12 protein-coding genes are annotated in these 13,767 nt (G+C 39.5%); 4 read left to right on the top strand and 8 right to left on the bottom strand.

The genetic code is table 11. The annotated features are described in order from the left end of the window. Nucleotides 1-505 precede the first annotated feature (505 nt). Nucleotides 506-667, bottom strand: coding sequence for a hypothetical protein (locus tag GTQ48_RS08095; RefSeq protein WP_163106141.1), 162 nt, complete (start codon nt 665-667; stop codon nt 506-508). Between the two features lie 653 nt (nt 668-1,320). Then, entirely contained in the window at nt 1,321-1,830 is a 510-nt protein-coding gene (locus tag GTQ48_RS08090) for a hypothetical protein (protein ID WP_163106139.1), read from the bottom strand. A gap of 630 nt (nt 1,831-2,460) precedes the next feature. Here GTQ48_RS08090 and GTQ48_RS08085 point away from each other — a divergent pair. Next, nucleotides 2,461-3,216, top strand: coding sequence for a hypothetical protein (locus GTQ48_RS08085; RefSeq protein WP_163106137.1), 756 nt, complete (start codon nt 2,461-2,463; stop codon nt 3,214-3,216). A 189-nt stretch (nt 3,217-3,405) separates the two neighbouring features. On the opposite strand, the gene GTQ48_RS08080 is transcribed toward GTQ48_RS08085, so the two are convergent. The 3 genes from GTQ48_RS08080 to GTQ48_RS08070 form a co-directional block, all read right to left on the bottom strand. Then, nucleotides 3,406-3,846, bottom strand: a complete 441-nt coding sequence (locus GTQ48_RS08080) for a hypothetical protein (protein ID WP_163106135.1) — start codon at nt 3,844-3,846, stop codon at nt 3,406-3,408. Nucleotides 3,847-3,941: 95 nt separating this feature from the next. Then, nucleotides 3,942-4,781: a DUF4062 domain-containing protein gene (locus GTQ48_RS08075; RefSeq protein WP_163106134.1), complete on the bottom strand. Its 840-nt coding sequence runs from the start codon at nt 4,779-4,781 to the stop codon at nt 3,942-3,944. Between the two features lie 140 nt (nt 4,782-4,921). Further along, complete coding sequence (locus tag GTQ48_RS08070; protein ID WP_163106132.1) at nt 4,922-5,329, bottom strand: hypothetical protein; 408 nt, start codon at nt 5,327-5,329, stop codon at nt 4,922-4,924. A gap of 577 nt (nt 5,330-5,906) precedes the next feature. Between GTQ48_RS08070 and GTQ48_RS08065 the strand changes: the two genes are divergently transcribed. The 3 genes from GTQ48_RS08065 (at nt 5,907) to GTQ48_RS08055 (ending at nt 8,006) form a co-directional block, all read left to right on the top strand. Further along, nucleotides 5,907-6,407, top strand: coding sequence for a hypothetical protein (locus GTQ48_RS08065; RefSeq protein WP_163106130.1), 501 nt, complete (start codon nt 5,907-5,909; stop codon nt 6,405-6,407). 13 nt (nt 6,408-6,420) lie between these two features. Further along, nucleotides 6,421-6,981 (top strand): YfbU family protein, encoded by a 561-nt coding sequence (locus GTQ48_RS08060; protein ID WP_163106128.1) that lies wholly within the window; start codon nt 6,421-6,423, stop codon nt 6,979-6,981. A gap of 365 nt (nt 6,982-7,346) precedes the next feature. Beyond that, nucleotides 7,347-8,006, top strand: a complete 660-nt coding sequence (locus GTQ48_RS08055) for a lysozyme inhibitor LprI family protein (RefSeq protein WP_163106127.1) — start codon at nt 7,347-7,349, stop codon at nt 8,004-8,006. Nucleotides 8,007-9,060: 1,054 nt separating this feature from the next. Here GTQ48_RS08055 and GTQ48_RS08050 read toward each other — a convergent pair. Genes GTQ48_RS08050 through GTQ48_RS08040 form a run of 3 tightly spaced genes read right to left on the bottom strand, consistent with a single transcriptional unit; the run spans nt 9,061 to nt 13,767 of the window. Beyond that, entirely contained in the window at nt 9,061-10,773 is a 1,713-nt protein-coding gene (locus GTQ48_RS08050) for a TniQ family protein (RefSeq protein ID WP_163106125.1), read from the bottom strand. Then, nucleotides 10,766-11,743 (bottom strand): TniB family NTP-binding protein, encoded by a 978-nt coding sequence (locus GTQ48_RS08045; protein ID WP_163106124.1) that lies wholly within the window; start codon nt 11,741-11,743, stop codon nt 10,766-10,768. Before GTQ48_RS08045 ends, GTQ48_RS08050 begins: the two co-directional genes overlap by 8 nt. Before the next feature lie 2 nt (nt 11,744-11,745). After that, nucleotides 11,746-13,767: an integrase core domain-containing protein gene (locus GTQ48_RS08040; RefSeq protein WP_163106123.1), complete on the bottom strand. Its 2,022-nt coding sequence runs from the start codon at nt 13,765-13,767 to the stop codon at nt 11,746-11,748.

Here is a 13,767-nt window from a genome sequence, read left to right as displayed (position 1 = left end):
AAATAAATTGAGCCAGTCTTGCACTTCTCTTCGTTGGTGTCGCTGCATGGGTATTCTCCTTAGCAAAAAAAGAACACCATGCCGTAGCTAATTTATGAATTGAATGTGGGGATTACCGGACGGACACAGTCTACCAATAGAGGTCGTACGCGGGTCAAATTCACACATTAGAATGCGCTAAAAGCTGGTCTACTAGTAGCAGTTTCCGGACTCTTTTTTCATTCAGACTGAGGAAAGTCTATGGTCATTAGTCAGATATTTATTCAGAGGCGTCATTTAATGCGTCGATGAGCATACTTTTAATTAAAAACGTTTATTCTTCGCAGTTATATTTTTCTTCACAATGCACTAATAGAGCCTTTTTTGTGCTTCTCGCTTCATAAATCAAAATTTAACAATGCTTAAGCATTGGTATTTGTAGTGCGCGACAGTTCATGAACTTTAAACTTTTTTAAATTAGCTCACCGCTTTTTGTTGAGCTTTCTAATACGTGACTGCCGACTTGCTAACTCTTCGTCAGAAAGTGGCGGTTTTCAATAGTTACCCCGTCAACCTCGGAGACGACTGTCGTGCCATATTTTCGTGCTTGTCGATGCACTTCAAACATAGCGTCGAAGCACGCGTCTTCTGCTGCTTTCTCTATTTTTTCAATATCTACCTTGTTCATACACATACTCAGTCCTCTGTCTGCAATTCATAAAAGCTCGGGGTTCTTAATGAGCCAGATGAAAGCTAAAATCAGGCCGGACATGCAACAGACAATGGGCGATATCATCAGCAGTGCACGCGCTGTATCGTTATTTACTAACATAATATCGAAAACGTTCGTCAGAACGTGCATTAAAAAAATGGGCACAAATCCAAACATCACGAATGCGAACGTAAACACGATAATGTGCTTGAGCTTCGTTTTGTCTATCATCACTCATCTCGCTGAAAGTGTGCAATTAAGTATAGCTTAATGAAAATGAGGCGTTTGAAAAGGTCTAATTGTGATTTGTCCAACAAGCTGTTGGACAATGCTGAATCGATATTTTGAGGCTGAATAATTATGCAGTAGTGTTTTAGCAGTTTCACTTTGTTTACACGGCAAATGTCTCAAAAATGCATGCAAACATGCAATATTGAGACAAAAAAGCGAGGGGGTAACTGAGTGCGCGTAACATCGTTAATGTTAAATACTTTCCTTCTTCGAATCTCAACAGCACTGAGTCCGCTAAGTACAAGCCTCTGACGCTGTGGGGCTGAAAAGACGATCAGCAGACATTAAACGCCGCAAATCAGCCGCACGCCTTTTGCGCGTCGGCTAAATTTGCCTTGTTAGCTTTGCTCTTTCATTTGTTTGAGAATATTTAAGTACGTACTTCTTAGAACTTTATACTCTCCGTCATTTACTTTTTGCTCAGACTGATATATTGGCTTACTTTCTCGAAGTGAGCGTCGCCACCTATGGTATTTATTATGCAGTAAATCTATTTCTCCACTTTTTATATTAAAGTTTACATGAATTAAAGGCTTGATTGCCTGATATCTCCCAAGTAAATCGCATGATTCATTGTAACTATCAATTATTAATCTTTTTAACTCTTGAGCCGTCATCATGCAGTAATGTGGCTCATTATCATCATGTTTATATAGATGCACATTCACTTTGAATCGAAGAGCTATAAATTGACCAAATATCTCTGAAAATTCATGAATGAGCCTTTGCTTTGCTTCTTTTTCTTTTTGAAGGCTTGAGTAGTATTTTGAGACATACCCGCCTGCCACCACAATTACAACGAATTGCATTAAAAACTTTACCAAATCATAAGGCAATGTATCGAACAATGCTGAGACTCCTTTGCAAAGCTAACATTTAAATGATGCGGATCCTTTGAACCGCATATTAATTTCTATCAAACCGAACCTCCTCTTATCATTCATTTCTGCGACAGCGCTGGCAACAAACTTAATATTTTGCGGATCTATTTATATGCGAACTATAGTTCGTATATAAATAAATCACTATTGGTATAGTAAAGCTTTACAGTGCCAAGCCATATACTTGGGCGTTCGCAAAACAGGAAAGTGAAATAAAAAGCGAATTCGTTGAACGATTGTAGCTCCGAACGTCGGCAATACGTACTTTTTTGCCCCATAGCCAGCTTTAGCGGACTCAAAAAGAAAAAGAGCGGACATTTAACGGTGCACTAAGGTATGAACAACGCGATCACAAAACCTAACCATACCACCGTAAACACTTAATTCAACGATGGAATAAAAATGCCATGCGTTGAGAATCACTTTTAAATGCTTTGTTATATTCAACAAACCTAAACTTTTGACTTTAAAGCTTTTCATTGTAGAATGCTTAGCATACACGGGGGTAAGTATAATACGGTTCAATACTACACATCCATGATGTGGTGATGCAGGTTCGAGTCCTGTCCCCCCCACCAAATCCGCGGGTGTGACTTTATGGCAAGAACTCCTCTCAAAACTCCAGAACAAATTTTTAACGTCTACGTTCTACAGAGTGAAAATGTTCGATACTTATCTCAAGTAAAAGCCAACCAGCTTCGCGAACTGAATAATTGTATTAGAGACAAGGATACATTTGCTTTAAAAGCTAAAACCACAATGTTTGCTCTCCTGTATTCTGCTTGGTCAGAATCACAATTTGTACAAATACAAAATACTCCTAATGCTTTCCATCCTCGTGAAATAGAGGATATCCAAGCAGAAACTAGAGCACATGGAATTGTTGCTGGTTGGAAACTCTTAGTTGATATTGCATTTAGCAAGGTTGGTGATATTAATAAGAACAGTGACTTACAAAAAAGACACGAATCTATTTTAAATAAAGTAAAAGAAATCATCGAAAAGGAGAGCATAATTCGTAATAAAATTGCGCATGGTCAGTGGATAAACGCTTTAAATCGTAAACAGTCGGATGAGAGTCCTGTTACAGAGAAAATGGAAGACCTTGACTATGTTCAAATAAACAGGTCATTCAACATACACAAACTACTCGCCGTAATCATTAGGGATTTGGTTCAATCACCTAAAAATGGTTTCCATCGAAACTACTGGAAAGATACTCAGAAACTAATCGACTACTCTGAACAAACTAAAGACTATAGCGTCGAGACTAAACTATCGTTGCTTGAGAATAGACCAAACAATTGGTTCAGCAAAAAAACACGAGAAGTATTCAAGCCCGATTTCGCTTAACGGATATGCTACTTGCATATAACAGCTTATTACTGATACTTCACAGTATCAGTTTTCTCCCATGATAAACCATATTCTGTATTTCATGGGAAAAGTAAAATATCTGCTACACGTACACAAGAGTCTGCCAGGCTTTGTTCCACTTTATCACCTAACAGTTTCAGAGCAGGTTGTAATCAATACACTGCCTTACTGCCAGCCGTTATTCTCTTCGCACCAATCATAAAGTATTATGATTTTTTCAAGTTCATAAATTGCTCGAAATAGATCACCATAAAGCTTACGTTCGCTGAAATTTGCCATTGATTGTGTTATTGCATTGTTAAGAAGAAACTCATGCGCCATATCATTGCGATAATTAACAACACTCTCTAGAAAGGTAATAAAATCTGGCCTTAAGCCTCTATCTCGTAGCTCGTTTTTAGTTTTTCCAAGCGTCCACTTTTTCATATTCTCAGATGGAACGCCGTACATCCTTGTGAGCAATCCCTTCAAACCAAACTCAAGAATTTGAGCTTTACCAATGAACATGGCAAATTGTTCAAGGATATTTAGATTTTTGTAAGCTTCCAACTTAGCATGAACTGATTCTTTTATCGCTTCGGAAGATAATGCCGCGAGTTTTGTCATTTTGAGATCCTTGTCTTTTCTTGCGCCAACGGCGCGCAATATCGGCGAAAGTACAGTGCAGAAGAATTGTTCCCATGTAACTGGTCTCGTTACAGTTAGAGTTCTATCATATCCGCGATTTGGTAGCCCAAATTACTTACTTCGAATACCTCGCCTTTATACCCTCGTTCAACCAACAAATCTTTCTGTGTAAGCTCTTTAAGAGCGGACTCCCATTTAGCGACTTCTCTTCTTTCGTTTGATGAAATCAAGTTCTTACCATTAGTTTGCATGTCTGTTCCACCCGAGTAACGAACATGCAAAATATGACCGTGAGGATCTAGGCTAGCTTCTTTAAGCAGAATACGTGCTTCATGACTCAACTCGGGTAATTGGGCCGAAGACTCGACTAATGGAGAAATACTCTCCGAATTAATGCCTTTAAATAAAAGGTTTTCGTTTATTTTAAGTTGTAAATGGCGATAAAACTTCTCTTTAAAGTCGGAATGGCTATCATAACCTTCGTATAGGCCACGACTTTGACAAGAGCTTTTAAACTTTTTAAGCTCTTCGACCTGGTTTAGGTCTACTGTATCCATTGCCACAGGTTGGCTAGAAAAATAAAGCATGGCTGGCTTATTAGAAGATATGTGTTTTTCGATTTCTTCGACTGTTCCACTTGTATAGTCAGACGTAGCGGTTCCAATACGAGTCCAAAAAACACCAACTAGGATGTCACACTTATCTAAAACTTGTTTATTTATTATCTCTTGGGGACTCGCCCCCATTTCTGGAGAGGAATGTGATTCCCATCCAATGGGCATTAAAACTATATTCCTGGATTCGGAATGCACAGCGTTCCATTCATAAATAACATCACGAATGATAGTTCGCTCTGAAGCCACATCACCTGGAGACGCAATCATTACATTAAAAACTTTGGAAATATAACTCATACTGAAAAACTATCCATATAAGATTGTCACACACATAACGTATAATATTACGTAAGCTAAAACTGGAGAAAGGCGACTAAGTCGATGTGATAGTGTTTTAGCAAGATTACGGGCGAGTCCATGCGATTGTTAGCATAGCGCTACTCGATTTTATAGATCTCTACACTACCTACTTTTTTACCTTCCGACTTTCCACCATGATGGTGGTATGGACGCCTAAAAAAGAACTCTACGTTTGTATTTTTTGTGATAACGGCATATTCGATTTTTGCGCGCTTAAAAGTAGAAATCGCAACCTTGATAGCAGCATCAGATGAATCAAAAACTTGATCATCTTTTTGTAAATTTCCGCTTTGCCGTACAATTCTGAGAAGGTATTTACCACCATTTTGGAGTGTAGATGTTGCAGTTAATTGCTCTAGGTAGACGACACTATCGTCATCAGGCTCATCAAGTTGCTGTTCGCGTTTGGAAATTGTTATCCACGTAACTATTATCATAATTACGCCAAATATTAATCCTACAATTGTATTGGTTTGTTCATCCATGTTTCACCTTTAGCTAATGTCCCACCGAAGGACGATAATATTTGGGCTAAAATTTGAAGCTAAGCGGCGCAGCCCATGTGTTTGCATCCCAATGCCAATAATATTATGTAAACTACTCAAAAAAAAGCCTCCCAGCAAGAGCATTTACATCGTTATGTATGACTAAAGGCCCGATGGCAAGTTCTGCAAAGAAATCTAAAGCGTCGCCTATAGAACGCATTCGGAATAAAGATGCAACTACAGTGAGAAATCCACCCGAAAACAGGTAGGCAAATTACAGCAACCAAAATTCCACTCACGGGTTTAACTAACAAAATGTTTCTGAAGCTTCATATTAACACCCGTTTCCCTAGAAAAATCTTACTCTGTGTTTGCATTGAAAGAAAATGAAATGCCTGTTTCACTTAACCAGTTTCCGATTAATTAAAAACTGACGAGTGGCCGCTATAGGTGAAGCGGACGTCTGACATTCTTTCCTATGAAAACACAGATTATGGTTTTTCAGGGCAAACGGGTGCTACTATGAAGTCTCAGTAATAAGCTGTTAGGCAATCCTAAAGAACAACCTGAGGAATAAATGGAAAGTATATTGTCAATATTAGGATCGGTTGCATCTATTGGGGCTGCGATATGGGCATTTATTGAGGCTGGTAAGGCTGCTGATTCCGCGTCTCAGGCAGTACAAGTTAGAGACGAGATGATCGATCGTAGGCGTTTAGTTGAGGTTTCAAAAGTTCATGCCCAAACAGATAGAATTTTATCCGTTGTATCGAAGATAGGGCCGTCATGTAATATCAAAAAGCTAAAAGGCGTCGATTTTCATGGTATTGCAAAGGAAGTGGAGGAGTATGCAAGGTTTCTGAATGAGCAAAGCTCAAACTTCTCTGAACTCTTTGTAAATAAAGCTAGCTCACTGTGTCGTGAGTTAAATGAGGATATTGAAGCATTATCAGATGCTTCTGACCCCGAATCCATTAAAGACGTTGGGAAGAGGATTTATTACAAGATTAATAGCTTCATGCCCTTTGTGAAAGATCTCGCTGACGAGCGTCAGGAACGTCCTGTCTCAGCTAAATAATTTGGAAGGTAATATGAAAATATCAGATGGTGAAAAGCTAATACTCCTTATGCTAAGTGAGCTGTATGACAATTTAGAAATAGAAGGTGAAATTGAGCCAAAATTCATACAGTCTGCAATCTTTAGTAATAACTTATGGGCAATACCTTGGAAATATTCTGGGATACCTTTTGAGGATCAAGATGATCCAGAAATTGTTAAAGAGGTCCTTGATATACTGGATATGTGGAGCTTTATTGAGCATAGTTATGAGCAGCTGTCAGCAGAAGAAAAAGCACATGTAGAAGAGGCGGCGAAACCGTTTGGAAAAGACCCTAAGTTTCCTGGGTTTGATGGAAACAATGAATCTTCCTATATGGGAATTGCATCTTTTATTGTTAATGATTTAGAGCGATTTGAAGAATTCAAAGGTAGAAATTTTAATTCTCATTGCCCATCTTTAGATGGGCATGGAAGAATGCTTTCAGTTTTTGAAGAAATTCGAAAAAACATGAACTTTGGCCCATTATCTGTAGATGATCTAACCCGCATTCTTAAAGAGCGAGTTCATCCAAGTAACAGAGAAAATGCCTAACAAGGCCAGCCAGAGGGATGCAAAAACCGCCTCTTCGCTCTGGTTTTTTCACCCTGCTGGCGGTGTTGAACGTCTACTGTTTGTCTGAAGCCGCAAGTCAGATGATGTCTAATCCTACAACTCATAAAGGCTTTTTACGTTACCGTAATAATGAATATTTACACTATTGCGGCAATATACTCCTGTTATAATGCAAATAAGCACTATTAGATTTCAGGCTTGGTCTGGAATTACGCATCAAAACACTGCGGCCACTAACTTATGAAAAGCTAGAAGAATTCAAACGAAAATCTGTCTAGTAAAGCCTGGTCGATTCAATGCTTAACAAAGCACGGCGTTACAAGTCAATAGTTTGGTAGGTTTCTATGAAATTTATAATTACATTTTCTTTACTTCTAGTTTCATCAAGTTCGCTTTTTGCCAATGAGTTTCCGAGTAGCATTGATTATTTTACGAGCAAAGGTATTAAAGGAAAGTTTATTGAGATCCATGATCCCGGCTACATTGTTATAAAACTTGATACTGGAGATGTAATCGACACAACTTACAGTGATATCGATTTTGACAAGCTCTATGAGTGGGAAAAAAATGATCAGAGAACTAATAGCTCTAGAGAAATGAGTGTTATATACAACAATACAGACGGGATCTTGGTAGAAGACTTAAAAACAGGGATTAAATTCAAATTGAACGGTGTGTTAACAACGCATCCAATAGATTTAGCAGCAGATGAATGCGAAGGCACATTTAGTGATACTGTTGGTATTAAACAGTGCAGGCAGCTTGTGCTGGAAGCTTGGGATGCAGAACTAAACCGAGCATATAAGAATTTAGGCGGTAGTAAAAACACAAAACTTAAATCATCCCAATTAGCCTGGATTAAGTTCAGGGATGCTCAATTGGAATATTTACGTTCTGAGTACGGGTCTCGCAGTGGTACTATCTGGGGAATAGTATATATGGGTCATGTAATAAACCTTACAAAAGAGCAAGCGAAACGTTTAAAATTAATCAAAGAGTGGTAGTAAGTAAACCTAACTAATCACTGCACTCGTACAATTTTTCCGCTACGCTACAAAATTGTCGGTGAGTATGGCGTTAATGTCCGCTTTAGAGTAAATGATTCAAACAAAACTAAATGTCGGATATGTTTGGTTATCGTTAATTGTCATCATAGAACCTAATGCTCCAACGGCGGCAATACGTACTTTTCAGCCCCACAGCGTCAAAGGCATGTACTTAGCAGACTCAGTGCTGTTGAGATTCGAAGAAGGAAAGTATTTAACATTAACGATGTTACGCGCACTCAGTTAGCCCCCTCGATTTTGTCACAAAATTGCATGTTTGCATGCGTTTTTGAGCCTTTTGCCATGTAAACGAAGTGAGCTTAGCAAAAGGCTACTGCATAATTATTCAGCCGCAGAATTTTGATTGAGCACTAGTGCAACAGCTTGTTGCACACTTTCAGCGAGATGAGTGAAGATAGACAAAACGAGACTCAAGCACATTGCCGCTGTCAGTCATGATTTTCGGCTCATGGTATATTGCGAAGAATCACGCAACGAAAAATAAGTGATGAATATCGAACTCGTGAGCTTTGTGCCGTACGTGATTGTTTTAGCTTTCGTGGCCTTTGTGCTGGGCGCTTTTTACTTTGTTTACAAATTTCCTGACGTTTTTTGATAATATCTGGCTGTAACTCTGGTACTTAAACTGGTCGAATTCGACCAGTTTGAATCGAGGACTTCTTGTCATGCAAAAAGAAGAAGCTGAAAGAATACAGAAAGCAGCATAAGATGCGTGCTTCGACGCGACGTGTGAAGTGCACAAACGAGCCTAAAGGCATGGCACATCCATCATATGTGAGTATGATGGCGTTCCGGTAGTAAAATGGCCCCTTAATGACGACGAGCTGAAAATTCTAATACGACAGGCTTATAAAGAAAGTCAGAGAGCCAATCTATAGATCTAAAACGTTTCTCTATAAAGTTCATAGCTAAGGAGTTTGAGATAGTTTTTCTACAGACCTAAATTTCTCATCAAATATGCTCGCTACATAGTTATTTTGACTCAAATATTTCATACTGTGCAGCGTCCTTGAAACTGCTGACTAGCAGAATCGGATAGCACAGTAGGCTTTTGAATTTGAAACTGTTGCTTCAATATTCGAGGAGGTTGTGCTTTGTGCCAGTGCGTTTCGAATTGAGCAATTGCATCTAAGAGTGCGTCCGATTTCCTATATATGAATAGCTTACATTTTTCTTCATAAGGATTTGCGAGAGGTTTGAAACCTTCGCTTAAAAGATATTTGTTAAGCGGAACTTTGCCATAGAGCTGAAAATCACACCACTTTTCCAATACTACAAAATCTTTTATAAAAGCTTTTATCGCATTTGGAGAGAATTGATAGCTAGTTCGATTGACTTGAACTTTCTCCCATCGCAGAAGCTCAGCCATTGTTCTGAGTTTTAATATGTTGACGTTGAAGTATATTGCTAGCTCCGAAGGCGAAAGTAGTCGTTCAAATTGTCTTTCTTCGCTCTCCTTGAGTAATTTCATCAATTCATACTTGTCGACTCGTATATCTTTGAAAAGAGCTGATTCTTTTTCTCTGTAGAGAGAAACGTTGTTATTCCAAATAAGCTCGAGTGCTTCACCGTAGTTAAACAAAAATTTATGAGACAAGCTGGAAAGTGAGGTAATTGGGATAGTGTCTTGTTTACCTTCGACGAAGACGGCTCTCGCCATAAGAGAGTTTGCAAATGCATCTAGATCTTTTAGCTGATAAACAGCAATTCTTGATACTTTACCGACAGATAATGAGAGATGCTTTGTTATTTCAGTTAGTTCCGTCCCTGAAATACCCAGCAGTGAGGCAGCTTGAGTAAGCGATAGAGCGCTGGTGTAACAGTTACTTCCATCTAAAAGTTTAAATTGAAAGTGGTCATCCCTAGCTAGGGATATTGGGAGCTTCGGTAGTGCCCTTAAATTATGTGGTAGTTTCTGTAGTGATGATTTGTCTGTGAAGCAGTAACTTTTATCCAAGTAGGATACAACGGAACGATGAAACTGAGTCAAATAAAAAGAATTTTGAATTAATCCGTACGCTTGAAAAAGTATTGAGCTGACTTCAACCGTATCCATCTTAAAGTATTTGGCCTGAAAAGGTATAAAGACGCATGGGTTGGCAATATACTCAACAGCTGCAAAGAGTGCTATCAAATATACTTTCAGAGCATCGTGCTCTAGAGTAGAGTGTATGGCCTGATACATCGGTATTTTCTGAACGAGCGCTGTATTTGGTAATTCCCATCTATAGCCGCACGAGGAGCAACCATTCAGTAAATCAGCATCCCATCGCAATTTATTACCGCAACCTCGACACGTGTCAATCAATGTCGTCAGATGCTGCTCACAATGTGTGAAGTGGACCATTTGCCAGCTAGCTTTTATGTATGGCTCTTGTTCTGATAAGCAACCCATACATATTTTGGGGCTTTTGGATGTGATGTCTATCACTATTCGGCTTGCATCTCGGAGATACTCCGTATTTTTCATAAGCGGGTTAAACAGCTCCTCGGACGAGCAACGTAACGTGGGTGCTAGCTGTTCGATGAATTCGTAAAACCGCTCATGAGTAACGTCTAATGATGAAGGATAATATTTTAATCCAAGCACTTTGAAGATATCCTTTATGGAAAAAAAGCCATTCTTCTTCGCAAGACGAATAAGAAAGCCATCAATGCTTTCGTCAGCTTTTGGCCGAGGTCGAACGGGGAAATGATTACGCATATAACCCCCAGATTTTAAGATGCTCAATCACTTTCGATTTAGGCAACTTGAAAGGGTTTACCCACCCGTGATTAATTGACTCGATATCATTTCGATATTTTTTTTCGTAAGTTTTTGCTAGAACACTTGCAGTGATTTTTTCATGAGAGCAAGTGTCGTCGATACAATCTGAGAGTAGCCTAGCAATGCGGCGCGCTCTTCCTTTGGTCGCGAGAAGGAATCGAAACAAATTTTCATAGTCGACATCATCTTTGTACTCAAAATCACTGCCGGTTTCGTTCATCGAGTCGAGCAGACATTGAAAAAACGGCACTTTACGTGGCAGTTTCACAAGTAATCCAATGATAAACTCCATCAGCTCTTCAGTGTTCTCATTGCCTCTACAGTCGAATGCTTTTAGTGTCAAAATTCGAGTGAAACGTTCACTCATTTGCTCATCAATATCTGCAATGCTCTTTACTTTCTCAGGCCCCAAAAGTATCCAGCTGGCGTTTGTCTTGTTAGTAAATTCTTTTAGCAGCTTGATATAACCTGAACTGGGCAACACGGCTCCAGGCAATCCTTCCTGCGCTTCATCAATAAACACAACTTTGACATCGAGGGCATTAATTAACTCAATAACACGTCGTTTTTTAGATGCGACACTTCCAAGCTTAGGATTTTTACAGTGCAGTTGTTCGAGCATGTCTTCGTATAGTGCTTCAAACCCACTCCCACAAATTTCGACATAGATACCAAAAACACCGTCTTTTTCTTTCGAATCTTTTTCACAGTTGTCTTGTAAGAAGCGCTTTGAGAGTGCCGTTTTACCGGTGCCTGACTCTCCAGCTACTATAATTCCGCAGTCTTCACCAAACCGATATCGAATATTGTCAGCTATGGCAGTCATAATGCTGTCGAATTTATCAACATAAGAGTAATGTTGTTTAAACTTGTAACCGTCGCTAAGACCGTTGTTGCAAATTTTCAATGTTAAACCTCGAATTTTTTGATGACGGCTTTTTTGCTTCGTTTGCGCGATGACTTTTGTATACTATTAGCTTCATCGTTTTTTTCTGTCATGGGAGGTGGTTCGTTAATTCCTGCATAATTCTGTTCGATGATATTATTCAACTGCTCAGATGATTTTTTATTCATATCCTTCGTATCTGTGCGAGCAGCAATAGCATTCTTACTTCTTCGAGCCTTTTTCTTCTGTACTTTTTGCTTCTCTTTAGATTGTTTATATTTTTGAACATCACCCAATATTGATGTCATCGACTCAGGCAACTTTTTTAAACGAGAGGCCTTACTGTTAAACAATGACTTCTGAGCCTTGTATTCAGAAATAGATGTTTTTGTTTTGATTGATGTGCATGGAACTGAAAACCTTGTTTTTGTGAACGGATCTACGACGTGGATTACAGATATATCTAGCCCTGAGCTGTAAAACTGAACTTCAGGGTTTCTTCCATTTTTTCTACCGCCCAACTTTTCCCACAGCCGATGAAGTTGACCTTGAGTGTCCATATAAAACAAGTTATCTCGCTGGATACCTTTGTGGGCTTGAATTTTTGCTTTTTGGAGAACCCCGCCGAATGAGTCGAGTTGTTGAATTACGGACAGAGCTGGTAGTTGTATATGCCCTTTTAGCTGCTCACAGGCTTGTTGAGGAGTTTTACCACCTAAGCCCTTGTGACTGTTTTGATGATAGAAGTCTAAAATGTACGCTTCGATAATTTGCTGTAATTGTTCTTTTGTCGAAAACGGCGTTGCTTTAATATTCACTGAGTCTTTTTTTTCATCATTGCGACGCCCAACGTAACCTGGAATTCTTTTGCAGCACTGTTCGCGGAAGGTGCGGTGAAAACGCTCAATTAATGCGTTAAACCACGAGCGCCCGGCAGGGTTCTGATATGTATGAATGCCGGCCTCTTGGAGAAATGCTTTGAAATGATGGCTTGCGAATATCCCAGAATCGTGCTGAATTTTTTCAGGTACTCCGAATAACGGCCACTCATTAGTTGTGTGTTTAGGTTTTTCCTTAGGGCAAATCACACTTTTAATCAGTTCAATCGCGCAAGACAGCTCTTCTCTGCGTTGTTCGGCAACGGATATGACGTATCCTAGTATTGCTCTTGTACATACATCGATAGCAAAATACACGACAACGAGACCGAGGTATTGACCAACGTCGTTACGTAGCGCAAGGTTTAAATGCACAGCATCAATCTGAACTAACTCAAGCGGACGTTCAGCGACAAAATGCTCAGTGGAGCTTCGGTAACGTTTTATTGCGTTTGCATAGCCATGCCGTGCTATATAGATGTCGACAGGGTTGTATTCTTCCAGCATTTCATAGCAAGTTGAATTGCAAATTCCTCTGACTTTTTGTTGCTCATTTTCACAGAGTTTTGCTAACTGGTCATGGAACGCCCGATCAAATTCGTCAAACGTTTCTTTTCGATTTAAGGCCCCATCTGTTTCCGGTTTTAAGTAATGTCTATCAACGATGTCGTGAAAAAGATCTTGTACCCATGGCGTGGCTCTCCTCCCTCTCTTTTTTCGATGTGGGTTCACCATTGCAGCAAAGTTACGATTCACTTTGGCACTTATAAATTTTTTATACCAGTTGTATAGCGTCGCGGGAGATGGCTTGTTCTTATCTTTGTCACCTCTTTTTGTCGCAACGCTCTCGATGACTCTTTGACGTGTCTCATGGCTGCATGGGCTGGTTTCACTGAGTAGCGGCATGATGTAGTCTTCGTATTTTTGTGCAAGATAGCGGTCTTGAGGCGTTGTAAGCTGGCAATGTTTAACGAGAATTTGTTGTGGCTCTGCTGCCCTTACTAGGCCGTCTTGCATATCCTTGTAGAACTCTTCGATACGTAGAGTTAGAGGAGAGTTGTTGTCTTCAATTTCAAGGACTACATACTTTGGCCCACATGACTCTAATGTCGCTTGCTTGTTGCGGTAAATAAATGATGAACCAGTTTCAATATTCGGTGAATACAT

It is taken from the genome of Alteromonas genovensis, from assembly GCF_010500895.1.
GTDB classification, from domain to species: Bacteria; Pseudomonadota; Gammaproteobacteria; order Enterobacterales; family Alteromonadaceae; genus Alteromonas; species Alteromonas genovensis.
Note: the sequence above shows the minus strand (reverse complement) of the source record. Positions and strands in the feature narration are given on the sequence as shown.

Coding starts and splice junctions, on each gene's coding strand:
- GTQ48_RS08095 (WP_163106141.1), bottom strand. CDS start 667: ATGAACAAGGTAGATATTGAAAAAATAGAGAAAGCAGCAGAAGACGCG.
- GTQ48_RS08085 (WP_163106137.1), top strand. CDS start 2,461: ATGGCAAGAACTCCTCTCAAAACTCCAGAACAAATTTTTAACGTCTAC.
- GTQ48_RS08080 (WP_163106135.1), bottom strand. CDS start 3,846: ATGACAAAACTCGCGGCATTATCTTCCGAAGCGATAAAAGAATCAGTT.
- GTQ48_RS08075 (WP_163106134.1), bottom strand. CDS start 4,781: ATGAGTTATATTTCCAAAGTTTTTAATGTAATGATTGCGTCTCCAGGT.
- GTQ48_RS08070 (WP_163106132.1), bottom strand. CDS start 5,329: ATGGATGAACAAACCAATACAATTGTAGGATTAATATTTGGCGTAATT.
- GTQ48_RS08065 (WP_163106130.1), top strand. CDS start 5,907: ATGGAAAGTATATTGTCAATATTAGGATCGGTTGCATCTATTGGGGCT.
- GTQ48_RS08060 (WP_163106128.1), top strand. CDS start 6,421: ATGAAAATATCAGATGGTGAAAAGCTAATACTCCTTATGCTAAGTGAG.
- GTQ48_RS08055 (WP_163106127.1), top strand. CDS start 7,347: ATGAAATTTATAATTACATTTTCTTTACTTCTAGTTTCATCAAGTTCG.
- GTQ48_RS08050 (WP_163106125.1), bottom strand. CDS start 10,773: ATGCGTAATCATTTCCCCGTTCGACCTCGGCCAAAAGCTGACGAAAGC.
- GTQ48_RS08040 (WP_163106123.1), bottom strand. CDS start 13,767: ATGTATTCACCGAATATTGAAACTGGTTCATCATTTATTTACCGCAAC.